A 26956-nucleotide genomic window follows, 5' to 3' on the forward strand; every position below is an offset into this window, starting at 1 on the left:
CCTCCGCGCTGCACAAGCTCAAGTAGATTGCGCCTGGGCGGGCTCGGCTTGCACGGGCGGCAAGGTCTCCTCACGCGCCAGCAACTGGCGGATCTGCACGGCATCCTGCTGCAGCTGGCTGGCCAGAATGCGCGCGGTAGCCAGCCGCCGCATCAGCCAGGGAATGAGCTGGTCGCGGTCCTCGGGACCAGGCACGCGCTCGGGTGCGGGCATCTTGGCCGGGCGCTGGGCATCGCCTTCAGCGGCGGCTGGCAACGGGGGCGATTGCAGCAAACAGGCATCGATGCTGGCAGCGGTGTCTTTGAGCTGCTGCACGGCAAACGGCGACGGTGTTTGGCCCCGGCGCATCATCAGCATGATCTTGACCGAGGACATCTGGCCTAGCAGCTGGTAGCAATGGGCCTGGAACAGCTCCAGCGCCTGCAGAGGCGGCTGCACCGCGCGCGGCTCTTTCAGTGAGCGGTCAACGGCCTGGATCAGCGCGGACAGGCTGTCATAAGCCTCGCGCCGCGCCAGGCGCCAGGCCAGCTCGGGCGCATTGTCTACCGCCTGCAGCTGGTCCACCGCCAAGGAGGTACTGGCATGCGCAGCCTGGGCCTTCAGCACCCGCTGCACCAGCGCCGGCAGCTGCGAGCGCTCCCAGGACGGCAGCACATAGGCAAAGGCCCAGGCAATGCCGGTGCCGATCAAGGTGTCGACGACACGCTCGAACATATGGAAGGTGGTGCTGCCCCCAGCATGCAACATATGCGCCTGCACCAGACCCAGCACCGTGGCGCCCATCGCGGTAAACAGGTAGCGGCGCAGCGCAAAGCCGTGCGAGACGCCCTGGGCCAAGGTCAGGCACAGAATCAGGCCCAGTGGCGACAGGTGCGCCGACAAAATCGCCAAGGCCGCCACGCAGCCCAGCAAGGTGCCCAGCACCCGGATCGTGCGCCGCTCCAGGGTTTGCGCCAGGCTGCCGCGCAGCACCACCACGATCGTCAGCAGCACCCAGTAGGCATGGGCATTCCAGGGCAGCATCTGCACCACCAGGTAGCCCACCGCAATGGCCAGCGCCGCGCGGATGGCGTGGCGCAGCGGCGGCGCATCCCAGCTCATCAGGCCCTTGAACGGCGTCCAGGACCAGGCAGTGGGGCTGACAAACATTTGCCAGCTGGCCCGCACCACGGCCAGATCGGGCTCCACCTCGTCGCGCCCCAGGCCGACGAGGCGGCTTACCTCTGCATGGATGCGCACGATGCGCTCACTCAGCTCACGCGACAGCGCCTGGGGCGATACATCCGTGTCGTAGTGGTCGGGCAGCGTTTCTTCGAGCCGTTGCACCGGCAGCTTGCTGGCCATCTGCATGGGGCGCAGCAAGGCATCCAGGTTGCTCATCGGGCGGGGCTTGCGGCCCAGCAGCAGGCTATCGGCCAGGTGCACCAGCTCCATGGCCAAGGCGCGCAGCGTGGCCTGCTGAGCCAGCAGCATGGGCGCCTGCTCGGGTGCCTTGCGCAAATGCTCCAGGTCCAGCTCGCAGGCCAGCAGATGGTCGCGGATCTCCAGCATCTGCAGCAGCATGCCGGCCAGGCGCTGGCGGCGGGGGGTGCGCGGGCTCTCCAGCACAATGTCGCGGGCGGCTTGCAACTGGTCGGCAAAGGCCGCATGCCGGGCCATCAGCTGGCCCATGTGCTGCTGGGGCTGGCCCGAGCGCGAGAACTTGCCAAAATTGCGGTCGGCCAGGTTGTCACCATAGGCTTCGCCATCCACCGTCTCGCCGTCCAGCCCCACATGGCGGGCCGCCTCTGGCAGCACCATGCGCGCCTGCTCCAGCATCAAGGCGGCAAGCGACAAGACGGTATCGGCAATAAACTGCACGCGGTAGCGAAAGTTCAGCAAGGTGTTGGCGATGACCGCATACACCAAGAACATGCCGGCACCAATGCTGAAAAACAGGGTGGATTCGGCCGCCGCTGCCAGCAGCTGCCCTTCGGCCGGCTTGGGCACCGACATACCCAGCACCATGGCCAGCACCACGGCAATCGCAATCGGCGCGCCGCGCTTGCCCCAGGCCATCCACAAAAAGCCCAGAAAAGTGGACATCACGGCCACCACGCCCAGCAGCACCAGGTGCTGGTGCAGCAACTGCACCAGAAAGAACAGCGGCGCGCCCAGCACCGGCGCGGGCAGCATGCGCCAGAACTTGCCCCGGCGCGGCGCGGGATTATCCACAATGATGGTGACAATCACCCCGACCGACGCGGCCGCCGCATGCTGCGTGCCCCAGATCAGCTGCACCAGGGTGGTGACGAGAAAAAGGCCCAGCGCCACTTCCAGCCCATTGAGCACATAGTGGTTGAGCAGGCCACGCTTGAAGGTGCGCCAACTGCGGTCGGAAGAGAAATGCGCCATGGGACAACAATACGAGAATTCAACGCCGAGGAATGTCGGACAAATGATAGCGACCCAGGTTAGCTATCAAAACAGAAGCACTGAGCGGCTTGCAATCTCTTGCATTCTCCCCCAGCGCACTGCAGTCTGTCAGCAACAAAAAAGCCCGCAGTGGCGGGCTATGGGGTCTGGGGCTCTCTTAAGAAACGACCAGGTGCTCGGGTGACATGTAGCACTGGCGCCATTCCTCGAACGGCACCGTGTCGGCTGCTTCCATGTCTTTTTGCGCCTGGATCGACTTGGCTGCCAGTTCCTGGTACTTGGCGGTCAGCGCGTCGTTCCAGGGCCGGGCCAAGGTCTGCGCGCGGGCCCATTGCGACTGGGCCGCACCAAAGGCCTTGAACGAGGTGCCGAACTGCTCGCTCACCACCGCCAGCACCTGTGCCGACGGCGTCTGCGCCGGGTTGGCCAACAGCGCTTGGGACTGCGCCAGCGCCTGGCTGTAGTCTTGCGTGCCATGGGCCTGGTCAAGGGCAGCGGCTATCGGTTGGCAGGCTTGCAGAATCTCCTGCGCCCATTCGGTCAGCCGCACTTCCTTGCCCTGGCGCTGCAAATTCAGGCCGGGCTCGCGGCCGCGCTCGGCCACCATGTGCTGGTTGTGCTTCATCTCGGCAATCTCGGCGGGCGAATCAGGCGGGCTGTCGCTCAGCAGGCAGTGCAGCAAAAACACATCCAGCAAACGCATGGTCGATGCCGAGATGCCCATGCTGTCAAAGGGATTGATATCCATCAAACGCACTTCGACGTACTCAACGCCGCGCTCGCGCAGCGCATGCAGCGGGCGCTCGCCGCGCTGCACGGTGCGCTTGGGGCGGATGGTGCCGTAGAACTCGTTCTCGATCTGCAGCAAGCTCGTGCCCAGCTGGTTGTACTCGCCGCCGGGGTTGAGGATGCCCACCTTTTCATAGGCGGGGTAAGGCTGGGTCAAGGCGCCGTAGAGCGAATCGGCATAGCCTTTGAGATCGTTGTAGCTGACGCTGATGGAAGCCTGCGCATCGCTTTGGTAGCCCAGGCGGCCCATGCGCAGCGAGGTGGCGTGGGGCAGGTGCAGGGCACCCTGGCCATCGCCCAGCGGCTGCAGCTGGTGCGGGCGGCCCTGCACAAAACAGGGACACAGCACCGGCGACGCGCCAAACAGGTACAGCAGCAAAAAGGCCTGGCGGCGGAAATTGCGGATCAGCCCAAAGTAGGCCTCGCTGCTGACGCCTGGCAGCGACCAGTTGTAGTGGATGCCCGAGATGGTCTGCATGCGCCGGCCATAGCGGTGGCCCAGGCCCATGCGGTAAATGCTTTTGGAGCGGCCGATGTGCGAGGTGCCAAAGCGCCCCAGCGGAATATTCTCGTCAGACGGCAGGGAGCAAGGCATGCTCGAAATCCACAGCCGCTCGTCGTTGGCCTGCAGCACCTGGTAGACATACTGGTGCACCTCGGCCAGCTCATCGAGGCAGGCCTGCACGCCCTGGTGCACGCCGGTGATGATCTCGATCTGCGACTCGCTGAAATCGGTGGTGATGCTGCTGTGCGTCAGCGCCGAGCCCAAAGCAGCCGGGTGCGGCGTGAGGGCCAGCGCGCCCTCATCGGTCACGCGCAAGCCTTCTTTCTCAATGCCGCGCCCCATCTGAAGCAGGCGCTGCGCGCCAATCGCATCAATGCGTTGTTGGATATGGTTCATCTGCGTTGTTCTTGTCTAAGCCGGGCTGCACGATAGCAGGTTGCCCGGCGACTGGCAGAGTATTGCACGCTCAGCCCGACCGGCTTTCGGGATTTAACCCAGGGCCCAAAGCAAGGCCTGGCCAGTCATAGTAAGAAGCTGTTGCAAACGCGGTTTCTGTTGCTTTATGTACCAGCTCAGTGCAGTTTCTGCTGCGCCTTGCGGATTTCCAGATCGCCCTGCACAAAGCCATTGTCCGGCACGATATCGCCCCGGCGGTCGGTCAGCTCGGCCCACTGCTGGGACAGGTGCAGGTCCATCTCTTCCAGCGGCACGTTGTCGGCGCTCAGGTGTATGCCGCGCGTCATGGTGATGTGCGAGGCCTCAAAACTGCCGGCCCCTGCGCACAGGATGGTGCGGCTGGGCGCGCTCTCGTGCACCAGCGCCAGCATGGCCGGGCTGACCAGCTCGGGCCGCAGCGCACGCAGCATCTCGGGCACCATCAGGCCATCGGTCATGCGCGTGGCCGCCGTGGGCGCCAGCGCATTCACATGGATGTTGTACTTGGCCCCTTCCAAGGCCAGGGTCTGCATCAAGCCCACCAAGGCCATCTTGGCAGCGGCATAGTTGCTTTGGCCAAAATTGCCAAACAGGCCCGATGACGAGGTGGTCACCAGAATGCGGCCATAGTTAGCCGCCTGCATCCACGGCCACACCGCTTTGCAGCAGTGCACGCTGCCCATCAGATGCACTTCCAGCACCGCGCGGAAATCGTCCAGCTCCATCTTGGCAAAGCTCTTGTCACGCAAGGTGCCGGCGTTGTTGACCAGCACATCCACCTGGCCCCAGTGCTCGATCACCTGGGCCACCATGGCTTGCACGGCCGGCCAGTCGGTTACCGAGGCATGGCTGGCCATGGCCGTGCCGCCCAGTGCCTCGATCTCGCGCACCACCATCTCGGCCGCCGAGGAGTTGCCTTGGCCATCCACCGCGCCGCCCGGGTCGTTGACCAGCACCTTGGCCCCGCGCCGGGCCAGCGCCAATGCATGTTCACGCCCCAGCCCGCCGCCGGCCCCCGTCACAATCGCCACCTTGTCGCTGAAATCCAGACCCATACGTTCGCACCTTATGAAAAGCGGGCTGATAGCCCCTGATGCCTTCGAACTGTACGTGTTCACATTTGCTTTGCGCGGCGCTTGGGCGACAGACGCAGGCGGGACATGGCCGGCGCTGGCCTAGGGTTATCCCGAAAATGGCTGAACAACCATGTGGATAACTTACGCTCACCCGCTTTTTAACCCGCTAAGCCCATGTTTTTATTAGCCGCGTGTTACATTGCCCGCAATTTCAGCAAATCCGGTCCCATGCGGGTTGTCCAGCAGCAGTGCTTACCACAGCTTGCGGGGCCGCTATGCTTTTGATATTTACTGCGGAAGCCAGACGGCCATGACGCCTTCGCCCGTCGGTTCATTGGCAGCTTACTTATTACATCCCATGCCCATCACCCCCGAGCTCTACAACGCCCAGATCGACAACGAAGACATCCAGGTCGATGCCTGGGCAGACACGCCACTGCTGCAATCGCTGGAAGAAGGCGGCGTGGACTGGCCCAGCTCCTGCCGCAATGGCACCTGCCGCACCTGCGTGGGCCGGCTCAAATCGGGCAGCGTGCACTATGAGATCGAATGGCCCGGGCTCAGCCCCGAGGACAAAGAGGCCGGCTGCATCCTGCCTTGCGTGGCTTACCCGGATGGCAATGTGGTGCTGATGCGCGGCGAGTATTGAGGCTGCGGAAGCGGGTAAACAGCACCCTCTAGGCGGCAATTGACCCGGCACGCCAGTCCCCAGAACGGCCAAAGCGCCCCAGCCGGGGAGCAGCTGGTCTAAAATTGGGGTTTTTACTGTCTGAGGCGCCGCATCGCTGCGCCGTGACACGACACCCGTTCTTTAAAGGCATTCCATGAGCAGCCCCCTGACTCCAGCACCGATCTCTGCGGTGGAGGACATTGTTGCCGAGATGCGCGCTGGCCGCATGGTCGTTCTGGTCGATGAAGCCGACCGCGAGAACGAAGGCGACCTGGTGCTGGCCTCCGACCATGTCACACCGGAAGCCATCAACTTCATGGCCAAGTGGGGCCGGGGCCTCATCTGCCTGACCCTGACCCGCGAGCGCTGCGAGCGCCTGCAACTGCGCCAGATGACCGCCAACAACGGCGCGCCGCTGTCCACCGCGTTCACCGTCTCCATCGAGGCCGCCGAGGGCGTGACCACCGGCATCTCCGCCGCAGACCGCGCCCGCACCGTGCAGGCCGCCGTCGCGCCTGATGCCCAGGCCCACGACCTGGTGCAACCCGGCCATATCTTCCCCTTGCAAGCGGTCGATGGCGGCGTGCTGATGCGCGCCGGCCATACCGAAGCCGGTTGCGACCTGGCGCGCCTGGCTGGCTGCTCGCCCTCTTCCGTCATCTGCGAGGTGATGAAAGACGACGGCACCATGGCCCGCCTGCCCGATCTGCAGCTGTTCTGCGCTGAGCACGGCATCAAGATTGGCACCATTGCCGACCTGATTGAATACCGCAGCCGCCACGAATCGCTGGTCGAGCGCATCAGCAGCCGCCCGCTGCAAACGGCGCATGGCGAATTTACCGCCCACCTCTACCAGGACCACGCCAGCCACGCGGTGCACATGGCGCTGGTCAAAGGCAGCGTGCAGGCCGAGAGCGATGTGCCGGTGCGCGTGCATGAGCCACTGTCGGTGATGGACCTGCTGGAAACCGGCCGTGCCATGCACAGCTGGACCTTGGACGCCAGCCTGGCCTACCTGCAGCAGCAAGACTGCGGCGTGGCCGTGCTGCTCAACTGCAATGAAAGCGCCGCGCAACTGGTCAGCCAGTTCGATGGCAAGGCCCGCGCCGCACAAGCGCCCGAGCGCGGCCGCATGGACCTGCGCACCTATGGCATTGGTGCCCAGATCCTGCGCGACTGCGGCGTGCAAAAAATGCGCCTGATGGGCGCGCCCCGCCGCCTGCCCAGCATGGCGGGCTACGGGCTCGAGATCACCGGATATATCAGCAAGGAATAACAAGCATGTTTGGAGCAGAAAAAGGCAACGCAGCAAACTTGGATGGCAGCGCGCTCGCCATCGGTATTGTGCAGGCCCGGTTCAATGCAAGCATCACCGACAGCCTGGCCCAGGCCTGCCTGCAAGAGCTGGCCGCCATGGGCGTGCAAGCCGAAAACATTCGCCATGTCCAGGTCCCCGGCGCTCTTGAAGTGCCGATTGCCCTGCAAGCCATGGCCGAATCCGAGGAATTTGACGCGCTGATCGCCCTGGGCTGCATCATCCGCGGCGAAACCTACCACTTTGAGCTGGTGGCCAACGAATCGGGCGCCGGCGTTACACGCATTGGCCTGGATTTCCAGATCCCGATCGCCAATGCCATCCTCACCACTGAAGACGAAGCCCAGGCCATCGCTCGCCAAACCGACAAGGGGCGCGATGCCGCCATCGTCGCTGTCGAGATGGCCAATCTGCTGAAAACACTATGAACGAAAACGACCAGAGCGAGTCCTCCTCCAGCCAGCGCCCGCCGCGCCAGACCCGCAAGGGACTGACCTCCACCGGCGCACGCAAAGCTGCCTCCAAGTCCACCCGCAGCCGCTCGCGTGAGTTCGCGCTGCAGGCGCTCTACCAGTACATCCTGAGCGGCAACAGCGCCACCGAGATCGACCTGTTCACGCGCGAGCTGGCCGGCTTTCACAAGGCCGATGCCGCCCATTACGATGCGCTGCTGCATGGTTGCATCGAGAGCGCCGAACAGCTCAATGCCCAGATCACGCCCCATCTTGACCGCAAGATGAACGAGCTCTCGCCCATCGAGCATGCCTGCATGTGGATTGGCGTCTATGAATTCCAGCACTGCCTGGATGTGCCATGGCGCGTGGTCATCAACGAAAGCATCGAGCTGGCCAAGGAGTTTGGCGGCACCGATGGCTACAAGTATGTGAACGCCGTGCTCAACGCCCTGGCCCCCAGCTTGCGCGCTGCCGAAGTGAACGCTGACCGCAACAACGCGGCCTGATGCGGCCCACACCGATGCCCATGCCTGCGCGCTGGCATCGGTTTTTTCTAAGGGCTTCGCAGCCGCCAGTTATACTTTTGATAGCACGCCGTGCTTGCCCATGTGCCACCAACGCCATGGGAGACCTCTGATCCGAGCTGAAGACCATGAAAATCGCCACCCGAGCCCAGCGCATTGAGCCGTTTTATGTGATGGAGGTCGCCAAGGCCGCCCAGGCACTGGCGGCCCAGGTGGCGGGCAGCGCGGAGCCGATGATCTTCCTCAATATCGGCGAGCCCGATTTCACCGCCCCGCCGCTGGTGCAGCAAGCGGCTGAGCGCGCCATCCGCGAAGGCCGCACCCAATACACACCGGCGCTGGGCATCGAACCTTTGCGCCAAGCCTTGTCCGACTGGTATGCCCAGCGCTTTGGCGTGGATGTGCCAGCGCGCCGCATCGTCATCACCGCAGGCGCATCGGCCGCCTTGCAGCTGGTCTGCCTGTCGCTGATTGATGCCGGTGACGAAATTTTGATGCCCGACCCCAGCTACCCCTGCAACCGCCACTTTGTCAGTGCGGCAGAAGGCCGGGCCGTGCTGCTGCCCACCACCGCCGATGAACGCTTTCAGCTCAGCGCCGACAAGGTGCAAGCCGCCTGGGGCGACAAGACCCGTGGCGTGCTGCTGGCCTCGCCCTCCAACCCCACGGGCAGCTCGATTGCGCCGCAAGAGCTGCGCCGCATCCACGAGGTGGTCAAGGCCCATGACGGCCTGACCATCATCGACGAGATCTACCTGGGCCTGTCCCATGACGATGCCTACGGCCAGACGGCGTTGGCCATCGATGACAACATCATCTCGATCAACAGTTTTAGCAAGTACTTCAATATGACCGGCTGGCGCCTGGGCTGGGCCGTGGTGCCCGAAGCCTTGGTGCCGGTGGTCGAGCGCGTAGCGCAGAACCTGTTCATCTGCGCCAGCACCATTGCCCAACACGCGGCGCTGGCCTGTTTTGCGCCCGAGAGCCTGGCCGAGTACGAGCGCCGCCGCGCCGAGTTCAAAGCCCGGCGCGATTACTTCATCCCCGCACTCGAAGCGCTGGGCCTGCCCGTTCCGGTGGTGCCCGATGGCGCCTTCTACGCCTGGGCTGATTGCACGCAGGCCGCCAAAAAGCTCGGTGTCGAAGGCTCCTGGGACTTTGCCTATGCGGTGATGGAGCGCGCCCATCTGGCCATCACGCCGGGGCGCGACTTTGGCAGCCACGACACCGGCCGCTTTGTGCGCTTTTCCACCGCCAACTCGATGGCGCAGTTGCAAGAAGCCATCGCCCGGCTGCGCCAACTGCTGGCTTGATGATGAACATGCCCATGCTCCGCGCCCTTCCCATGCAACCAGCGGAAAAGCGCATGTTGGCCTTGTTTCAAAGCTATCAATTTGACCTAAAGGGCTATCTCCATGGCCTATGAGTTCCCGATCCGCATTTACTGGGAAGATACCGACGCTGGCGGCATCGTGTTCTATGCCAACTACCTCAAGTTCATGGAACGGGGCCGCACCGAATGGCTGCGCTCGCTGGGACTGGAGCAGCAACGCCTGCGCGAACAGGTCGGTGGTATGTTCGTGGTCAGCGAAGCAAATATCAAATATTTACAACCTGCACGCCTGGATGATGAACTCATCGTCACCGCAGAACTCCAAGCTGCGGGGCGTGCCTCGATGCAAATCGCACAGCAGGTGCTCTTAAAACCGAAGCAACCAACAGATACACCTCAACTGCTGTGTGAGGGCACAATCCGTATCGGCTGGGTCGACGCTGTCAGCATGCGCCCGGCAAGAATTCCTCAATCCCTGATCCAAACCATCTCATGAATTCCCAAGAAATGTCCATTGCCAGCCTGGTATTGCATGCCAGCTGGGTGGTGCAACTCGTGATGTTGATCCTGGTGGCCGCCTCGGTCGCCTGCTGGGCAACGATCCTGCGCAAGGTCGGCATGCTCAAAGCCATCAAGAACAAGAATGAGAGCTTCGAGAGCGACTTCTGGTCCGGCTCCAGCCTCAACGAGCTGTTCCAAAATGCGATGCACAACGTCAAAGCCTGCGGCCCGATGGAACGCATCTTTGCCAGCGGCATGCGCGAGTACCAAAAACTGCGCGAACGCCACATCACCAACCCCGACACCTTGCTCGACGGCACGCGCCGCGCCATGCGCGCCAGCTTCCAGCGCGAGATGGACGAGATCGAATCGGGCCTGTCGCTGCTGGGCACCATCGGCTCGGTCTCGCCCTATGTCGGTCTGTTCGGCACGGTCTGGGGCGTGATGCACGCCTTTACCGGCTTTGCCAACATGGAGCAGATCACCTTGGCCACCGTGGCGCCCGGCATTGCAGAAGCCCTGGTGGCCACCGCCATGGGCCTGTTTGCCGCCATTCCCGCCGTGACCGCCTACAACCGCTTCTCCAGCGGCATTGACCGCATCGCCAGCCAGCAAGAGACCTTCATCGAAGAGTTCTCCAACATCCTGCAGCGCAATCTGGGTGCCCAGCCGCTGCACGCTGCGCACTAAACACAAAGGAAACAGCCATGCCGGCCGTCGCCTCTCGCGGAAAACGCAACCGCCGCACCGTCAACGAAATCAACATGGTGCCCTTCATCGACGTGATGCTGGTGCTGCTGATCATCTTCATGGTCACCGCCCCCATGCTGACACCGGGGGCCATCAACCTGCCCAAGGCAGGCAAGAGCGAGCGCCCCCCGACCAAGAACATCGCCCATGTCCTGCTGGACAAGGACGGCTCCGTCAAGCTGATGGTGGGCAACCGCACGCAAGCAGTGGCCGCTGGCGACCTGGCCGATGTGGCCAAGTCCTGGCAAGCCGACAATCCCCCAGACGACAGCGCCATGCTCATCGTGGCCGACAAGGACCTGAGCTACCAGAAGGTCATCGACGCCATGTCGACCCTGCAGAAGGCCGGCGTTAAACGCGTGGCCTTGCAAGTGGCGGGCGGCAGCCAGTAAGAAAAGTGTCCATGTCTCCTCGTCAAGAGCGCGATCAGCTTGCCCCTCCCAAACCTCCGTCGCGCACCAAGTCCTGGACCGTGGCGGCCGTGGCCCACCTGCTGGTGGTCATCGCCTTGCTGTGGACCGTGCGCAACCCGCGTGACAGCGACCAGCCCTCGGTCGAGGCCGAGTTGTGGGCACCCACCAATGAGCAGGCCGCGCCCGCGCCGCTGACGCCACCGCCGCCTCCGCCACCCGTGGCACCGCCGCCCCCGGCCCCTGTGCCACCGCCTCCTCCGCCTGCGCCCGCCCCGGTGGTGACGACGCCCAAGCCGGCAGCCGCAGTGCCGGATGACGACGACCAGGAGGCCGAGATCGCCCTGCGCAAGAAAAAAGAGCAGGAAGCCAAACAGCGCGAGCAAAAGGAGCGCGAGCTGGCCCAGCGCAAGGAAGCCGATCGCAAGAAGCAGGCTGAACAGGACAAGAAGGACCGCCTGGAAGAAGAGCGCCAGGAACGCCTGCAAAAGGACAAAGACGCCCGCGAAAAAGCCGACAAAGCGGAAAAAGACCGCAAGGACGCCGAGCGCAAGAAGCAGGCCGAGCAAGACAAGAAAGACCGTCTGCAAAAAGACAAGGACGCCCGCGAGAAAGCCGAGAAAGACAAGGCCGAGCGCGAAAAGGCTGAGAAGGCCAAGGCGGAAGCCGATGCCAAAGCCAAGGCTGCTGCAGATGCGAAAGCCAAAGCAGCAGCAGACGCCAAGGCCAAGGCCGCTGCAGACGCCAAAGCCAAGGCAGCCGCTGATGCCAAGGCCGCCGAAGCCCAGCGCCAGGCCAATATTGCGCGCATGGCCGGTATGGCAGGCGCTGCGGGTGCCGCCGGCAGCAGCCAAGGCGGCTCACCCTCGGGCACCGCATCCGGCCAGGGTGGCCCATCTGCCGGCTATGGCGGCAAGGTCGCTGCCAAGGTACGCCCCAATATCACCTTCCCCGATGACATCCAGGGCAACCCGCGTGCCGAGCTGGAAGTGCGCGCCGCGCCCGACGGCACCATTGTCGGCGTGCGCGTCACCAAGTCCAGCGGCAACAAGGCCTGGGATGATGCCGTGGTCCGCGCGATGCACAAGACCGAAACCCTGCCCCGCGACACCGATGGCCGGGTGCCGCCCAGCCTGGTGATTGGCTTCCGGCCCAAGGACTAAGAGCCATCCGCCTTCCCAAAAAAAAATGCCCTCGGCCACATCGGCCGAGGGCATTTGTCTTTGTGACAAGGCAGCGGGCTGCTGCCTCAGCTAACCATATACCCGCCATCGACCGGCAAAATCACCCCGGTCATAAAGCTGGCAGCCGGTGTACACAGGAAAACCGCCGCCTGCGCCACATCCTTGGGCGTGCCCCAGCGCCCCAGCGGCGTGCGTGCCAGGATGGGGCCCGCGCGGGCCGGGTCGTCTTGCAAGGCCTGGGTCAACGGCGTGGCAATCCAGCCCGGCGCAATGGCGTTGACACGGATGCCATCGGCCGCATAGGCAATCGCCAAGGACTTGGTCAGCTGGCCAATGCCACCTTTGCTGGCCGCGTAACCCGGCACCAGGCCGCCACCAAAAAAGGTCAGCATCGACGCGGTGTTGACGATGCAGCCGCGCCGGGCGCGCAGCTTGTCACGCGTGGCCGTGCAGACCCGCATGGTGCCCGTCAGGTTCACCTCCAGCACGCGCTGAAAGACCTCCACATCGTGCTCCAACCCACGCTTGATGATGCCCGCGCAGTTGAAGACGATGTCGAGTGCATCCAGATCGGCGAGCACGCCATCGAGATCGGCCTGGCGGGTCACATCGGCCTGGCGCATCTCCACCCCGGCATCCAAGCTGCCATCGCCCTCGCCCAGGCCCAGCGCAACCACGCGCGCGCCCAGCGCAGACAAATGGTTGGCGATCACGGCGCCGATGCCTTGGGTGGCGCCGGCCACCAGGGCGGTCTTGCCTGTCAACAGGTCTTTCTGATAGGTCGTACTCATCACTCGCATCACTCGTTTTGGGCTCAGTTCTTCATGTCCAGCAGCTTGATCAGGTCGGCGAAATAGGTCGCGTCCTTCATCATCTGGTTGCGGAAACCCTGGTCATCGGCATAGACAAAGCCCAGGTTCTGTTTGGCCAGCACTTCCTGGAAGGCGGGCTCATCCACCGTCTTCTTGGCAGCGGCCTTGAGGTAGCTCAGCACATCGGCTGGCAGCTTCTTGGGCCCGGCAATGCCGCGCCAGGTGCCAATGCTCAGGTCAATGCCCTTTTCCTTCAAGGTGGGCACCTTGTCAAAGTTCTTCACCCGCTGGTCGGCCATCACGGTCAGCATCTTGAGCTTGCCCGCCTGCAGCTGCTGGGCCACTTCGGCCGGGCTCACGGCCACGGCATCCACGTGCCCGCCCATCAGCGCCAGCACGGCCGGGCCCGCACCCTGGAACGGAATATGGTTGAACTGGATGCCGGTCTTGTCGCCCAGCGCCGTCGCCGCAAAGTGCCAGATGGAACCATTGCCGGCATTGCCCACGCCCATCTTGCCGGGGTCTTTCTTGGAGGCAGCGAGGAACTCTTCGATCGTGTTCCAGGGCGCATCGGCGCGCACCGTGATGGCGGCCGGGTCGGCGTTGAACTGGATGATGGGCTGCACATCGTCGTAGGAGAACTTGGCCAGGCCCATGGGCTTGAGGGTCACCAGCTCCACCGTCACCACGGCCAGCTTGTAGCCATCGGGGCGGGCATTGATCATGTCGGTCCAGCCAATGGCGCCGCTGGCACCGGGCTTGTTGATGACCACCACACTTTGGGGAATGTGCTTGCGCGCCGCCTCGCCAAATGCGCGGGCCACGCCATCGGTGCCACCGCCGGGCTGAAAGGGCACGATCAGCTCGATCTGGCGCGCCGGGAAATCAGCAGCCGCTGCAACATTGCCCAGCGCCATCAATACCGCGCTGGCACCCGCCGCAACCAGGCCGATGGCGCCTCGGCGCGTTTTGCTCATGTTCATACCGTCTCCTCTGTTTTTACTTCGTCGTGCAGTTTCAATAGGTCGCACGTCCACCAGATACATCAAACACCGCCCCAGTGCTGAACGAGCAGGCGTCCGACGCCAGCCACAGCACCTGGGCTGCAATCTCCTCGGGCTCACCCAGGCGGCCCATCGGGCTTTTGGCAATCATCGTGGCCACATGCGCCGGCGCCATCTGCTCCAAAATGGGCGTGCGCACCGCCGCCGGTGCCACCGCATTGACCAGCACACCGCTGCCCGCCAGCTCCTTGCCCAGCGATTTGGTCAGCGCCAGCACCCCGGCCTTGGCCGCGCTGTAGGCCGACGCATTGGGCGTGCCCTCCTTGCCAGCCAGCGATGCAATGTTCACCACCCGGCCATAGGCCTGGCGGCGCAATACCGGCACCACCGCTTTGCAGACGTTGTAGACACCGACCAGGTTGATGTCAATCACCCGTTGCCAGACGGCATCGTCAAAGGCATCGAGCGCCATCGTGGGCCCGGTGATGCCGGCGCTGTTGATCAGCATGTCGACCCTGCCCAGTCGCGCCAAGGTTTGCGCCAGCGCCGCCTGGATGCTGGCCGGCTCGGTCACATCGACCGGGCAGAACAGCGCATCGCCAGCATCTGCTGCGCCAGGCGCCTGCAGATCCCAGACCGCCACCTTGGCGCCCGAGTGCTGCAAGGCTTGCACCAGGCTGGCTCCAATGCCGCTGGCGCCACCGGTCACCACGGCCACCCGGCCGCCAAAGTGGTAGCTGCAATCGGCCATGTCAGCGGATGAACTGGTTGGTGTAGTCCGCACCCAGGCCCACCGCCTCGAAGTGCTTGCGGCACATCTCTATCTTGGTGAACACATCCTCAAAGCCCATGCCCTTGCCCCAGGGGTCGGTGTAATACATGACACCGTTAACCTGGAAATAGGTGATCATCTCCTCGCAGTCCTCGGGCACATACAAGGTGTGGGTCTCGCCGGGCGGCTCAAAGACATAGCTGCCCTCCTTGGCCCACCAGTCGTGCTCCAGGTATTTCCAGCGGCCTTTAAGCACAAAGCCGTGCACCGCCTGGGGGTGGCGGTGGCGGCTGAGCACCCCCGATTTGCGCACCTTGAGCAGGTTCATCCAGTAGCCCTGGCTGGCGTTCAGGCACAGCGGGCGGAACCAGACGTTCTCGGCCTGGGGCACCCAAAGCCGCTCATCGGTCGGGATGGCACTCTCCACCACGATCTCGGGCAGTGCATCGGGTGGGTTGGGATACTGGTAAGGCATCAACGGGGTCTGGTCAGGGCTATCTACAGGCATTTATCCACCATATGGACTAAAGTTCATAATATGGATAATTGTAGAGACTGCCCATCCCTGCGGTGCCCAGACAAACCCGAAGCCCTGGTCCCCCAAGACATCTTGGCGACAGACCGGCAGCACCCGCACAGCAGTCAACACGCACAAAAAAGCCCGGCATAGGAGCCGGGCTGTGTACGGGGATCACGGGCGGGGGATCAGGAATCGACCCAGCTCACCATGCCGCTGAAGGCGGTCACCAGCACGATGATGCCAAACACAATGCGGTACCAGGCAAAGGGCACAAAGCTGTTGGAGGCGATGTAGCGCAGCAGCCAGCGCACACACAACCAGGCGCTGATGAAGGAGAAGACGAGGCCCGTGGCAAACATGGGAATGTCGGCCATCGACAGCAGCGCGCGCTCCTTGTAGAGGCTGTAGACGCCGGCACCGATCAGGGTGGGAATCGCGAGGAAGAACGAAAAATCAGTCGCCGCCTGGCGCGACAGACCCATCAGCATGCCGCCGATGATGGTCGAGCCACTGCGGCTGGTACCCGGAATCATCGCCAGGCACTGCACCAGACCGACCTTGAGCGCATCGAGCGGCGTCATCTCATCGACAGTCTGCACCCGCACATGGGCGGACTGGCGCTTTTCCGCCCAGAGAATCACAAAGCCGCCCAGGATAAAGGTGGTAGCAACCACCACCGGCGTGAACAAATGCGCCTTGATGTACTTGCCAAACAGCAGGCCCAGCACCACCGCCGGCAAAAAACCAATCAAGACATTGAGCGCAAAGCGCTGCGCCTGGCGGCTGGACGGCAGTGCCACCACCGTGGCGCGGATTTTTTGCCAGTACACCAGGATCACCGCAAAGATGGCGCCGGTCTGGATCGCAATGTCGAACACCTTGGCCTTGGCATCGTCAAAGCCCAGCAGGCTGCCGGCCAAAATCAAATGGCCTGTGGATGAAATGGGCAAAAACTCCGTCAGCCCCTCCACGACGCCCATGATGGCGGCTTTGATCAATAGCAAGGTGTCCACAACAGTCTTTCAAAAAATCGGTCTGCCCGATTATCCAGCGGCCCACGACGCGCCGCAGGGCTGGGCCGGAACGCGCACGAAAATTTACACAATGCAGCGCCGGGGGCGTCACCCGCTGTGCTGCGCGCCCAGCTAGCCAGCAGGCAGTGCCACCAGTTGCACGGCATCGCCTGCCTCCAGCAGCGGCTCGTAATGCGCCACCACCAGATAGCGCCCCTGCGCGGCCAACAGCGGCGCTGCCGTTTGCAAGGCTTGGCGCAAAAAGCCCAGCGCCGGTTTGTCCAGCCCCGAGGTCGGCTCATCGAGCAGCACCAGCCTGGCACCGCTGGCCAGGCCCAGCGCCATCACCAGCTTGCGCAAACTGCCGGTAGACAGCGCCAGCAAAGGCTTGGCCATGTGGGGCGTCAAATCGAAGCCCGCTTGCCACTGTGAAAACCAGGACTCATCCCATCCGGGGTAGTGGCCTCGCAGCTGTGCGATCCAATCGGCCACCACCGTGTTGCTGGGCGGCATGGTCTGGGCCAGGCGCGGCTCGTGCCAGAACACATCACCGCCCCTTTGCAGCGCCTGGGTCGTCTGCCCATCAACCAGCAAGCTGCCGCCACGGGCCTGCAGCTGCCCGGCCAGCAACTGCAAGGCCGTGGTTTTGCCCAGACTCAGGCCGTCAACCAGCTGCACCAGGCCCGGCGCCGCCTGCCATTGCCAGCCCGGCAACAGCGGCAAGCCCTGCGGGTGGGCAAAATCCAAAGCATTCCATTGCAGGCTCATGGTGAAGGGTCGGTAGGGGTTGCTGAACTCCTAAAAACATAGCATAAAATCGCTGCCTACCGATGAAAGCCCCGCCCATGCTCGACTATTTGGACTTTGACACCAGCGATGACGGCGAAGGCTGCACCAGCCTGGATGCCATGGCCTACACCAGCGCCGCGCACTGGCCAGCGCTGTCTGCAGAAGTCAGGCAGGTGCTGGCCTGGTGCAGCGACGCATTTGGCAGCCCAGGCCCCTTGGACGAAGGCCATGCCTGGGACCTGGACCTGCAACTGCAAAGCGGCGCAGGCGATGCACTGGCCCTGCTGTGGGATGCACAGCAACGCCAGCTGCTGGCGCCCCAGGCAGCGCAGCAAACTGCGCTGCAACTGAGCCTGACCCTCAGCGGCCCCGACCCCTTTGCCCAGCAGGTGGCCGCGCAGTTTCTGGGCGATACCGAATAGCGAATAGCAAATGGCGAATAGCCGGTCGACCGTGGCCAGCTATGCGGCCAGCATCAGGTCCAGGTTCTGTACCGCCGCACCGGATGCCCCTTTGCCCAGGTTGTCAAAAACCGCAGACAGCAACACCTGACCGTGCGCCGCGTTGTGAAAAACGCTGAGTTGCATGTCGTTGCTGCCATTCAGTATCTGTGGATCCAGGTGTTCCAGGGCCTGAGATTCCTCCAGCGACAAGACCTGCACCTGCGGCGCCTGCGCATAGTGGCGTGCCAGGCAGGCCTGCAGCGCGGCGGCATCCACCCCAGGCGGCAGCATGCGCAATGCCAACGGCACGGTCAGCACAATGCCCTGGCGATACGCGCCATAGGCCGGCACAAACAGGGGGTGCGCGCCCAGGCCCGCGTGCAACTGCATCTCCGGCGCATGTTTGTGCGCCAGCTCCAGACCGTAGATCTGGAAGGCCAGCGGCTTGGCACCGCCGCCGCCTTCATGCGCCTCGACCCCCGCGCGTCCGCGCCCGGAGTAGCCGGATACCGCATGCACGCTGACCGGGTAGCTGGCAGGCAGCAGCCCCGCCTGCACCAGGGGCAGCAGCAAGCCGATGGCACCGGTCGGGTAGCAGCCAGGGTTGCTGACCCGGCTTGCCTTGGCAATGCGATCCGCCTGCGCTACCGACATTTCCGGAAAGCCATAGACCCAATCGGCATGTGTGCGGTGCGCAGAACTGGCATCGATCACCCGTACCGCAGGATTGACGATGGCCTGCACCGCCTCGCGCGCCGCCGCGTCCGGCAGGCAGAGGATGGCGATATCGCAGGCATTGATGGCTTCGGCCCGGCGTCTGGCGTCCTTGCGCTCTGCCGCAGGCAAGGTCACGAGGCTGATATCGGACCGCCCGCGCAGCCGCTCATGGATTTGCAAACCCGTGGTGCCCTGGTCGCCGTCAATAAAAACAAGAGGAGTGCGCATATGCAGATGACTTTCGTGAATTGGGGCGCTTGCCCATGGATCGATCCGCTATGTTCCCCCGAGCACTAAAATAATGAAAGTTGAATTTCATAAATCTGAGATTCAGGTTTTCTGTACTAGGAGTTGCGATGCGAGAGATCAGCCTGGACCGTTTGCGCACCTTGGTGGCCATTGCCGACCAGGGCTCGTTCATCCGCGCAGCGCATAGCTTGCACCTGGCACCACCTACGGTCAGCCTGCATATTGCCGAACTGGAAGAGCGCATTGGCGCGCCGCTTCTGTCGCGCAAGCGTGGGCATGTCCGGCCCTCGGCCATTGGGGAAGTGCTGGTCGCACGCGCGCGCCGCCTGCTGGACGAAGCCGAGCTGGCCTTGAGCGACATCCAGCGCCAGGTGCAAGGGCTGGAAGGGCGCGTGCGGCTGGGCGCATCAACCGGGGTGATCGCGCATCTGCTGCCCCAGGCGCTGGCGGTGCTGCGCGATCAGCATCCGGGCATCGACATCCAGATCAGCGTCCAGACCTCGGAGGAGACCCTGGCGCGCCTGGTGGACGGCCGCTTGGACATTGGTGTCACCGCCCTGCCCCAACCTGCCGTGGCAGGCCTGGTGATCAAGCCCTGGCGCCGCGATCCTGTGATGGCCTTTGTGCCCGCAGACTGGAAGTGCCCGGCCCGCATCACGCCGCAGTGGCTTGCCGGCCAGCCGCTCATCCTCAACGATGCCAGCACGCGCCTGTCACGCCAGACCAGCGAATGGTTTGCCACCGACGGCCACCACCCGGTGCCGCGCATTGCGCTGAACTACAACGATGCCATCAAGAGCCTGGTCGCCGCAGGCTATGGCGCAACCCTGCTGCCGCACGAGGCCAGCGCCCCGCCGCCGGATGCGCGCATTGCGATGCGCCCGCTGCGCCCTGCGCTGTGGCGCCGGCTGGGCATCGCCCACCGCGCAGGCTACGTCGAGCCCTCCACGCAACATGTACTGGATGTGCTGTGGCGTCTGCGCCTGGTGTGAGCGCTGCCGCTGCCCGCCAGGGATCCTCTGCACAACCCTCGCCCAATGGGAGGGGCGCGGGTGGGGATGAGACGCAAGGCGTCTTTTGCAGTCAATAGCGGGCTATGGACAAGAAAGACAACGCAGCGGATCGCCCGAGACCGCGTTCAGGCCACGGCAGGGAGTTTTGTAGAGGGTCCCTAAAACAGCCACCAGCCGCACAAGGCTGCGCCCAACACCACCCACAGCGGTGAAAGCCGGGCAAACACCAGCAACCCGAATGCGGCCAACGCCAGGCCAAAATCCAGTCTGGAATGGATGGCGCTGGTCCACACCGGGTCGTACAGCGCCGCCAGCAGCACACCCACCACCGAGGCGTTGATGCCCGCCATCACCCGCTGCACCGCAGCCCTCTGGCGCAGAGACTCCCAGTGCGGCAGGGCGCCCGCTACCAGCAGCAAGCCCGGCAGAAAAATAGCCACCAACAAGGCCAGGCCCGCCCACCAGCCGCCCAGCGGTGCGGGCATGGCAATCCCCAGGTAGGCGGCAAAGGTGAACAGGGGGCCCGGCACGGCCTGCGCGGCGCCGTAGCCGGCCAGCAGCACGTCGTTCGACACCAGCCCGCCAGGCACCAGGCCCGCCTGCAGCAAAGGCAGCACCACATGGCCACCGCCAAACACCAGCGCACCGGCCTGGTAGAACTGGCTCAAGAGGGCCAGCACCGAGCCCCCATAGGTGGCAATGGCCCAGGGGCTGAGCGCCAGCAAAACGGCATAGACCACCAGCAAGCACGACCCCATTTTCTTGCTGACCCCATAGTGCTGGTGCTGCGCCGAGGGAAGCGGGCCCAGCTTCAGCGCCCAGCGGCCCAGCGCCCCGCCCAGGATGATGGCCGCCAGCTGCCCATAGCTGGAGGGCACGGCCAGTACCAGCAAGGCGGCAGCTATCGCCCAAGCGGCACGCAACCGGTCCGGGCACAGCACCCGCGCCATGCCCCATACCGCCTGGGCCACGACGGCAACCGCCACCACCTTGAGGCCATGCAGCGCCCCCGATGCCGCCAGGCCCGCCCACTGCGACAGGCCGGCGGCCAACAGCATCAGCGCCAGGGCCGATGGCAGGGTGAAACCCAGCCAGGCCGCCAGCGCCCCCCACCAACCCGCACGGCCCAGGCCCAAGGCCATGCCCACCTGGCTGCTGGCCGGGCCGGGCAAAAATTGGCACAGTGCCACCAAATCCGCATACGAGCGCTCATCGATCCAGCGCCGCCGCAACACAAACTCGGTATGGAAGTAGCCCAGGTGCGCCACCGGCCCACCAAACGAGGTCAGGCCCAGCTTCAAAAAGGCAGCCAACACCTCCAGCGCAGAGCCCTGGGGCGGCGGCGCATCGGGGGCCGTGGGTAGGGAGGGCTCAGGCGGACGGGGGTGGGTGTTCATAAGGGGCGCTGCTCGGCGGTGGATGGCCTGGAGCATAAGCGGCATTGGCGGCAGATCCAAGCCCCACAGGCTTCAACCCGGCCGCGCACCCCCCTGCTGCAACGGCATGGGCTGCCGCGCCAACCGCATGCGCCCCAGGTTCATCAGCCCCATGCCCACAATGGCCGCGCTGCCGCCGCGCAGCAAGGATGCAGTCACCGGCTCGCCCAGCCACAGACTGGACAGCAGCATGCCAAACAAGGGCACCAGCGACATATAGGCTGCCGCTGCCCCGGCACCCAGTTCCTGCACCCCTTTCAGGTACCAGGCGTAAGCCAGCGCGGTGGCACCCAGGGCCAGCGCGATCAAGCTGTACCAGGCATCGGCCCGCACATCGGTCAGGCCTGCCCATGCGGCCGGCCCTTCGACCACCAGGCTGACCACCAGCAGCAATAGCGCGCCAATGCTGGCGGTTGCAGCTGTTGTGGTCAGCGCATCGACGTGGCTCAGCACCAAGCGGCCCAGCAAGGTATAGGCCACCCAACATGCAGCGCAGCCCAGTAACAGCCATTCACCCGCACCCGATGTGCTGCCGAACCCCAACGCCCAGCTGCCACCGCTCAGCGCATACAGGGTGCCGCTGACCGCAAGCCCCAGGCCCAGGCAAATGGGCAGATTCATGCGCTCGCGAAACAGCAGCACCGCGAACAGCATGGTCAACACTGGGTTGAGCGCCACCACCATGGCCGCCTTGCCCGCAGGCACCGTTTTAAGCGCCAGCAAGAAGAAGACGGAATAGCCCAGTACGCCCACCGCAGCAGCCGCCGCCAGGCCCAGCCACTGGCACCCCACCAGGCTGCGCAAACGGCCCATGCGCCCGGTGCGCGCGAGCCACAACAGCAGCACAGCACTGGCCAGCAAAAAGCGCAGGCTGGCAGCTGCCAGCGGTGGCATGGCTTGCGCCACAACGCGGCCCCAGGGCCAGGAGGCTCCCCACAGGGCCGCCATACCAATGAGACCCAGATGGGTGGAATATCGTGTGGTGTTCATGCGGCGCTACTATCTGCTAATCTAGATGAATGGTCGAATGAGAAAATACTCATACCTCTCCGGCCTGACCGAACCATGACCTTTACCCAACTCCAAGTCTTCGCAGCACTCGCCCAGGCCGGGAGCTTCTCGCGTGCGGCGGCGGTGCTCGGCATCTCGCAAAGCGGCGTCAGCCACGCCATCAAACAGCTCGAAACCACTTTGAGCCTGAGCCTGTTCAGCCGCGATGGTGCGGCGGTCACTCTCACCGAGGTGGGCAGCCGCCTGCTGGTGCGCGCCCAGGACATTCTTCAACAACAAGAAGCACTGCAGCAGGAAGCACAGGCAGAGCGCGGCATCGCACGCGGACGCCTGCGCATTGCCTCCTTTGGCGCGACCTCGTCCCTGCGCCTGCTGCCCCAGCTGCTGGCGCGATTTCGCCAAGCCCATCCGCATGTCGAGGTGCATATCGACGAGGCGGTGGACAGCGTCGTGCTGCAATGGCTGCTGGAGCGCCGGGTGGAGCTGGGCTTTGTGGTGGTGCCCGATGAGCGTTTTGATACGGTGCCGCTTCTCGAAGACGAGCTGGTGGCGGTGCTGCCCGCCGCCCACCCGTTGGCCAGCCAGACCAGCGTCAACGCCATGGATTTTCATGGCCAGCCTTTTATCCGCACATCGGCGGGCTCCGGGCCCCGGGTGGACGCGTTCTTGGCCGAGAAAGGCGCCGTTCCCAACACCTTGTACCGGTTTGAGCAGCTCAGCTCCATGATGGGCTTTGTCGCGCAAGGCGATGCGCTGACGATTGCTGCGCGCCTGGCGCTGCCAGCACCGCCTGCAGGTGTTATCTACCGCCGGCTGACACCGCGCAGCCACCGCAAAATCGCGCTGGCCGCGCTGCGCTTTGACAAGCTATCCCCTGCAGCAGCCGCCTTTGTCGACGTCAGCAAAAAGGCCCGCAAGAGCCTGGTGATGGACTGAACAGCGTGCAGCGCTGCAGCACCTGCCGTGGTGCATCGGGCATCAGTCGCCAGACGCCCGTGTCACTCCCCGCTGAGCGCCACCACCACCGCCGAGGGCTCCACCGTCACCTGCACCGCAGACCGTGCACGCAGCGACGATGCCTCGCGGCTGAAGCCCACCAGCTGCACACCCGATGTCAGGCGCACCGCCAGCTCTTGCACAGCGCCGCCCCGGGTGGCGCGGGTGACCGTGCCACGCCAGCCATTGGCGCTTGGCGCTGCCTCGCAAGCCGCTGCTGCTGCAGGCTGCACGGTCACCGCCGTAGCCTTGCACATGGCCAGCACCGGTAAGCCCTGGCGCAGGCCGAGCAGCTGCGCGCTCTCGTCGGTGATGTGGGAATGCAGCACAAACTGCGCGCCCACCTCGGCGCCCTGCAACTGCACCCGCACCAGCGGGCCGCTGCGGCTGAGCTGGGCCACCACGCAGGGCCATTGGTTGCGCATGCTGGTCATCACCTGCAAGCGCGCCAAGGTGGTGGCCACCGAGATGCCCGCGCCTGTGCGTGCCTGGCTGTCTGCCGGGGGTGGCCGCTGCCGTGCCTGCTCCAGCTGCACATGCAGTTGCTCGCGGGCATGGCCCATGGCGTCAGCCGCCTCCAGCAGCAGCAGCGCATCTGCGGTGAGCTGCGCGCCGCCACCACCTTTGCCGCCCACGCTGCGCTGCACCAGCGCTACCCCCGCCAAGTTGGACAAGGTATCCAAGGCCTGCCAGGCCGCCTTGTAGCTGATGCCCACGCGGCGCGCGGCCTCCGAGATGGAGCCGCATGCCTGGATGTGGCGCAGCACTTCAATGCGGCGGTCAGAGCGCTTTTCGGCGAGCGCGGCGGCGAGCGATGCTTGGGGAATCATGGCGCGAATCTTCGCATGCTTTGCGCCAGCGCGCCCGCAGTCAGGCAGTCAGGCAGCCCGAAGCTTCAGGCGCCTGAACGCCTCGGCGCTGAACCCTGCCGGCCCCCGCCATTTGCCAAGCCAAAACAATGTTCGCTACACTCTCGCTATTCATTAACAGAATAGCGATCAGATAACTGCCATGACCCACTTCCGTTTTGCGCCCCTCGCTCTGACCTTGTTCGCAGCCTTCGCCGCCAGCGCCCATGCGGGCGAAGTCTCGGTAGCCGTGGCCGCCAACTTCACCGCACCCATGCAAAAGATTGCTGCCGAGTTCGAGAAGGACAGCGGCCACAAGGCGGTGCTGTCGTTTGGTGCCACCGGCAAGTTCTATGCCCAGATCAACAACGGCGCGCCCTTTGGGATTTTGCTGGCCGCCGATGACACAACACCTGCCAAGCTGGCCCAAGAAGGCAAAGCTGTCGCCGCCAGCCGCTTCACCTACGCCATCGGCCAGCTGGTGCTGTGGAGCAAGCAAGCGGGCTATGTCGATGACAAAGGCGCCGTGCTCAAGACCGGTGACTACCGCCATATAGCGATCGCCAACCCCAAGCTGGCACCCTATGGCCTGGCCGCGATGGAAACCTTGAAAAACCTGGGCCTGACCGACCAGGTGACGCCAAAAATCGTGCAGGGCGAGAACATTGGCCAGACCTACCAGTTCGCCGCCAGCGGCAATGCCCAGCTGGGTTTTGTGGCCCTGTCGCAGGTGATGGAAGACGGCAAGCTGCGCGAAGGCTCGGCCTGGGTCGTTCCGTCGACCATGCACGAGCCCATCCGCCAGGAGGCCATCGTGCTCAACAGCGCCAAGGACAATGCGGCCGCCACCGCACTGATGGACTACCTCAAGGGGGAGAAGGCGCGCACCATCATCAAGTCCTACGGCTACGCGTTCTAATTAGCGATTCCCTCCAACGATGGCCGGTGTTGGCTAGTCGGGCGCATAAGGCCCGGCCTCTCCTCGGCCATCGACTTCAGCGCGTTGCCCCGGCCCATGATTCCCCTTGCCTGGCCCGCGCTGTGCGTGCACGATGTGCGCAGCCTTTCCCTTTTTCCTGACCCCTAGCCACGACCCCGCCTGCCGTGAGTACCTCCATCCTCAGCCCCGACGATTGGGCCGCCATTTGGCTGACGCTAGAGCTGGCCAGCCTCACAACCATCCTGTTGCTGGTCCTGGCCACGCCATTGGCCTGGTGGCTGGCGCATACGCCATCGCGCTGGCGCGGCCCCATTGGAGCGGTGGTGACCTTGCCCTTGGTGCTGCCGCCCACGGTGATCGGTTTTTATTTGCTGGTCACGATGGGGCCGAATGGGCCGCTGGGCCAGCTCAGCAACGCACTGGGCCTAGGCTATCTGCCCTTCACCTTTGCCGGGCTGGTGGTGGGCTCGCTGGTGTACTCACTGCCCTTTGCGGTGCAGCCGCTGCAGCGGGCGTTTGAGGCTCTGGGCCCACGACCGCTTGAGGTAGCAGCCACCCTGGGCGCCAGCCGCCTCGACAGCTTTTTCAGCGTGGCCTTGCCGCTGGCGCGGCCCGGCTTTGTCACCGCCGCCGTGCTGACCTTTGCCCACACCGTGGGCGAATTCGGCATCGTGCTGATGCTCGGGGGCAATATCCCCGGCCAAACCCGCGTGGTCTCGGTGCAAATCTACGACCATGTCGAAGCCATGGAATATGCGCAGGCGCACTGGCTGGCCGGCGGCATGGTGGTGTTTGCCTTTGTGGTGCTGGTGGCGCTGCAATGGCTGCAGCCCCGCGACAAGAACAACGCGAGCCCCCTATGACGCAAGCCCAGAACGCTAACGACGGCATCCACGCGCGCCTGCAGCTGCAGCGCGCCGCGTTCCAACTGCAGGTCGATCTGCAGCTGCCCGGCCAGGGCGTCACCGCGCTGTTTGGCCCCTCGGGCTGCGGCAAGACCAGCTGCCTGCGCGCCATGGCCGGGCTCGAGCGTGCCCAGGGCCGTGTCACGGTCAATGGCGAGCGCTGGCAGGATGACGCTGAGGGCCACTGGCTGCCCACGCACCAGCGGGCGCTGGGCTATGTCTTTCAGGAGGCGAGCCTGTTCCCGCACCTGAGCGCGCATGACAACATCCGCTATGGCCTGCGCCGCACACCGGCTGCACGCCAGCGCGTGCCACTGGAGCACCTGGTGGAGCTGTTGGGCATCGGCCCGCTGCTGGCGCGCAAGCCCGCCACCTTGTCGGGCGGCGAGCGCCAGCGGGTGGCCATTGCCCGCGCCCTGGCCACCAGCCCGCGCGTGCTGCTGATGGACGAGCCCCTGGCCGCACTGGACGCCGAGCGCAAGGCCGAGGTGCTGCCCTACCTGGACCAGCTCAGCGCACAGCTCAAGCTGCCGATTCTCTATGTCAGCCATTCGATCGATGAAGTGGGCCGGCTGGCCGACCAAGTGGTGCTGCTGCAGGCGGGGCAGGTAGTGGCGCAGGGCCCGGTGGCCGAGCTGCTCACGCAGCTGGACGCCCCGCTGGCCCAGGCACTGCCTGACGCGCAGCAAGCCAGCATCCTCGAAGGCCAGGTCTGCGGCCACGATACGCAAGACCACCTCTGGTCGCTGCAGATAAGCGGCCAACCCCAACTGCAGCTGCACTGGACCCAGGCCAATGCCCACTACCAGCAAGGTGAGCGCGTGCGCCTGCGGGTGCTGGCGCGTGATGTCAGCCTGTCGCTGGCGCCGCAGACGGGCAGCTCGATCCTCAATAGCCTGCCAGCCGTGGTGGCTGCCGTGCAGGCCAGCAGCCCGGGCCAAGTGCTGGTGCAGCTGCGTCTGGCGCACGGCGCGGCCGATGGCCTGCCACATCTGCTGGCCCTCGTCTCGGCCCGCTCGGCACGCCTGCTGCAACTGGCACCCGGCTTGCCGCTGCATGCCCAGCTCAAGGGCGTGGCGGTATTGCGCTGATCGCTGCGGCCCTGGGGGAACGCCCCAAAAACAAA

At 64.5% G+C, this 26956-nt stretch carries 28 protein-coding genes; 15 read left to right on the forward strand and 13 right to left on the reverse strand.

The features are described from left to right. Positions 1 to 18 precede the first annotated feature (18 nt). The 3 genes from M2375_RS19205 to M2375_RS19215 form a co-directional block, all read right to left on the reverse strand. The gene (locus M2375_RS19205; protein WP_259169576.1) at positions 19 to 2394 is read right to left on the reverse strand and encodes an FUSC family protein; all 2376 of its coding nucleotides are present in this window, start codon (positions 2392 to 2394) and stop codon (positions 19 to 21) included. A 178-nt stretch (positions 2395 to 2572) separates the two neighbouring features. Beyond that, the gene (gshA, locus tag M2375_RS19210; RefSeq protein WP_259169578.1) at positions 2573 to 4105 is read right to left on the reverse strand and encodes a glutamate--cysteine ligase; all 1533 of its coding nucleotides are present in this window, start codon (positions 4103 to 4105) and stop codon (positions 2573 to 2575) included. Between the two features lie 176 nt (positions 4106 to 4281). Then, on the reverse strand, positions 4282 to 5199 hold the full coding sequence (locus tag M2375_RS19215; RefSeq protein ID WP_259169579.1) for an SDR family NAD(P)-dependent oxidoreductase: 918 nt from the start codon (positions 5197 to 5199) through the stop codon (positions 4282 to 4284). 379 nt (positions 5200 to 5578) lie between these two features. On the opposite strand from M2375_RS19215, the gene M2375_RS19220 reads away from it, so the two are divergent. The 9 genes from M2375_RS19220 to tolA all read left to right on the forward strand — a co-directional run bounded on the left by M2375_RS19220 (position 5579) and on the right by tolA (position 12341). Then, positions 5579 to 5869: a 2Fe-2S iron-sulfur cluster binding domain-containing protein gene (locus M2375_RS19220; protein WP_259169580.1), complete on the forward strand. Its 291-nt coding sequence runs from the start codon at positions 5579 to 5581 to the stop codon at positions 5867 to 5869. 175 nt (positions 5870 to 6044) lie between these two features. Then, positions 6045 to 7166 carry a bifunctional 3,4-dihydroxy-2-butanone-4-phosphate synthase/GTP cyclohydrolase II gene (ribBA, locus tag M2375_RS19225; protein WP_259169581.1) on the forward strand — a complete coding sequence of 374 codons (1122 nt, stop codon included), beginning with the start codon at positions 6045 to 6047 and terminating at the stop codon, positions 7164 to 7166. Between the two features lie 5 nt (positions 7167 to 7171). Beyond that, entirely contained in the window at positions 7172 to 7633 is a 462-nt protein-coding gene (ribH, locus tag M2375_RS19230) for a 6,7-dimethyl-8-ribityllumazine synthase (RefSeq protein WP_259169582.1), read from the forward strand. Beyond that, positions 7630 to 8166, forward strand: coding sequence for a transcription antitermination factor NusB (gene nusB / locus M2375_RS19235; RefSeq protein ID WP_259169583.1), 537 nt, complete (start codon positions 7630 to 7632; stop codon positions 8164 to 8166). The genes ribH and nusB overlap by 4 nt, the downstream gene beginning before the upstream one ends. 146 nt (positions 8167 to 8312) lie before the next feature. Continuing rightward, complete coding sequence (locus M2375_RS19240; RefSeq protein ID WP_259169584.1) at positions 8313 to 9497, forward strand: pyridoxal phosphate-dependent aminotransferase; 1185 nt, start codon at positions 8313 to 8315, stop codon at positions 9495 to 9497. 102 nt (positions 9498 to 9599) lie between these two features. Next, on the forward strand, positions 9600 to 10013 hold the full coding sequence (gene ybgC / locus M2375_RS19245; RefSeq protein ID WP_259169585.1) for a tol-pal system-associated acyl-CoA thioesterase: 414 nt from the start codon (positions 9600 to 9602) through the stop codon (positions 10011 to 10013). Further along, positions 10010 to 10708, forward strand: coding sequence for a protein TolQ (gene tolQ / locus M2375_RS19250; RefSeq protein ID WP_259169586.1), 699 nt, complete (start codon positions 10010 to 10012; stop codon positions 10706 to 10708). Before ybgC ends, tolQ begins: the two co-directional genes overlap by 4 nt. A gap of 17 nt (positions 10709 to 10725) precedes the next feature. After that, complete coding sequence (locus M2375_RS19255) at positions 10726 to 11160, forward strand: biopolymer transporter ExbD (protein ID WP_182324217.1); 435 nt, start codon at positions 10726 to 10728, stop codon at positions 11158 to 11160. An 11-nt stretch (positions 11161 to 11171) separates the two neighbouring features. After that, the gene (gene tolA / locus M2375_RS19260; protein ID WP_259169587.1) at positions 11172 to 12341 is read left to right on the forward strand and encodes a cell envelope integrity protein TolA; all 1170 of its coding nucleotides are present in this window, start codon (positions 11172 to 11174) and stop codon (positions 12339 to 12341) included. Positions 12342 to 12427: 86 nt separating this feature from the next. On the opposite strand, the gene M2375_RS19265 is transcribed toward tolA, so the two are convergent. The 6 genes from M2375_RS19265 to M2375_RS19290 form a co-directional block, all read right to left on the reverse strand. After that, positions 12428 to 13153: an SDR family NAD(P)-dependent oxidoreductase gene (locus M2375_RS19265; RefSeq protein WP_259169588.1), complete on the reverse strand. Its 726-nt coding sequence runs from the start codon at positions 13151 to 13153 to the stop codon at positions 12428 to 12430. 23 nt (positions 13154 to 13176) lie between these two features. Continuing rightward, complete coding sequence (locus M2375_RS19270) at positions 13177 to 14157, reverse strand: tripartite tricarboxylate transporter substrate binding protein (protein WP_259169589.1); 981 nt, start codon at positions 14155 to 14157, stop codon at positions 13177 to 13179. 34 nt (positions 14158 to 14191) lie between these two features. Then, positions 14192 to 14929: an SDR family NAD(P)-dependent oxidoreductase gene (locus M2375_RS19275; RefSeq protein ID WP_259169590.1), complete on the reverse strand. Its 738-nt coding sequence runs from the start codon at positions 14927 to 14929 to the stop codon at positions 14192 to 14194. A 1-nt stretch (position 14930) separates the two neighbouring features. Next, a complete protein-coding gene (locus tag M2375_RS19280) occupies positions 14931 to 15458 on the reverse strand; it encodes a 2,4'-dihydroxyacetophenone dioxygenase family protein (protein ID WP_259169591.1) in 528 nt (175 codons plus the stop codon). Positions 15459 to 15655: 197 nt separating this feature from the next. Continuing rightward, complete coding sequence (locus tag M2375_RS19285) at positions 15656 to 16483, reverse strand: undecaprenyl-diphosphate phosphatase (protein ID WP_259169592.1); 828 nt, start codon at positions 16481 to 16483, stop codon at positions 15656 to 15658. Positions 16484 to 16615: 132 nt separating this feature from the next. After that, complete coding sequence (locus M2375_RS19290) at positions 16616 to 17251, reverse strand: ATP-binding cassette domain-containing protein (RefSeq protein ID WP_259169595.1); 636 nt, start codon at positions 17249 to 17251, stop codon at positions 16616 to 16618. 77 nt (positions 17252 to 17328) lie between these two features. Between M2375_RS19290 and M2375_RS19295 the strand changes: the two genes are divergently transcribed. After that, the gene (locus M2375_RS19295; RefSeq protein ID WP_259169597.1) at positions 17329 to 17694 is read left to right on the forward strand and encodes a hypothetical protein; all 366 of its coding nucleotides are present in this window, start codon (positions 17329 to 17331) and stop codon (positions 17692 to 17694) included. 39 nt (positions 17695 to 17733) lie between these two features. Here the strand turns inward: M2375_RS19295 and argC are convergent, their stop codons facing one another. Further along, the gene (gene argC, locus M2375_RS19300; RefSeq protein WP_259169598.1) at positions 17734 to 18660 is read right to left on the reverse strand and encodes an N-acetyl-gamma-glutamyl-phosphate reductase; all 927 of its coding nucleotides are present in this window, start codon (positions 18658 to 18660) and stop codon (positions 17734 to 17736) included. Positions 18661 to 18788: 128 nt separating this feature from the next. Here argC and M2375_RS19305 point away from each other — a divergent pair, with 128 nt between their 5' ends. Continuing rightward, positions 18789 to 19673 carry a LysR family transcriptional regulator gene (locus tag M2375_RS19305; protein WP_259169599.1) on the forward strand — a complete coding sequence of 295 codons (885 nt, stop codon included), beginning with the start codon at positions 18789 to 18791 and terminating at the stop codon, positions 19671 to 19673. Between the two features lie 179 nt (positions 19674 to 19852). Here the strand turns inward: M2375_RS19305 and chrA are convergent, their stop codons facing one another. Together chrA and M2375_RS19315 are read right to left on the reverse strand one after the other, a co-directional pair. Continuing rightward, positions 19853 to 21091, reverse strand: coding sequence for a chromate efflux transporter (gene chrA / locus M2375_RS19310; protein WP_259169600.1), 1239 nt, complete (start codon positions 21089 to 21091; stop codon positions 19853 to 19855). 72 nt (positions 21092 to 21163) lie between these two features. Next, on the reverse strand, positions 21164 to 22120 hold the full coding sequence (locus tag M2375_RS19315) for a DMT family transporter (RefSeq protein ID WP_259169601.1): 957 nt from the start codon (positions 22118 to 22120) through the stop codon (positions 21164 to 21166). Positions 22121 to 22195: 75 nt separating this feature from the next. Between M2375_RS19315 and M2375_RS19320 the strand changes: the two genes are divergently transcribed. Further along, positions 22196 to 23077 (forward strand): LysR family transcriptional regulator, encoded by an 882-nt coding sequence (locus M2375_RS19320; RefSeq protein ID WP_259169602.1) that lies wholly within the window; start codon positions 22196 to 22198, stop codon positions 23075 to 23077. A gap of 62 nt (positions 23078 to 23139) precedes the next feature. Here M2375_RS19320 and M2375_RS19325 read toward each other — a convergent pair whose 3' ends face one another. After that, a complete protein-coding gene (locus M2375_RS19325; protein ID WP_259169603.1) occupies positions 23140 to 23967 on the reverse strand; it encodes a TOBE domain-containing protein in 828 nt (275 codons plus the stop codon). A 181-nt stretch (positions 23968 to 24148) separates the two neighbouring features. On the opposite strand from M2375_RS19325, the gene modA reads away from it, so the two are divergent. From modA to modC, 3 genes are all read left to right on the forward strand, one after another. Continuing rightward, the gene (gene modA / locus M2375_RS19330; RefSeq protein ID WP_259169604.1) at positions 24149 to 24904 is read left to right on the forward strand and encodes a molybdate ABC transporter substrate-binding protein; all 756 of its coding nucleotides are present in this window, start codon (positions 24149 to 24151) and stop codon (positions 24902 to 24904) included. Between the two features lie 185 nt (positions 24905 to 25089). After that, positions 25090 to 25788, forward strand: a complete 699-nt coding sequence (modB, locus tag M2375_RS19335; RefSeq protein WP_259169605.1) for a molybdate ABC transporter permease subunit — start codon at positions 25090 to 25092, stop codon at positions 25786 to 25788. Further along, positions 25785 to 26921: a molybdenum ABC transporter ATP-binding protein gene (gene modC / locus M2375_RS19340; protein ID WP_259169608.1), complete on the forward strand. Its 1137-nt coding sequence runs from the start codon at positions 25785 to 25787 to the stop codon at positions 26919 to 26921. The genes modB and modC overlap by 4 nt, the downstream gene beginning before the upstream one ends. The last annotated feature ends 35 nt before the right edge of the window (positions 26922 to 26956 follow it).

The organism is Comamonas sp. BIGb0152, from assembly GCF_024809975.1.
Classification (GTDB): Bacteria; Pseudomonadota; Gammaproteobacteria; order Burkholderiales; family Burkholderiaceae_C; genus Comamonas.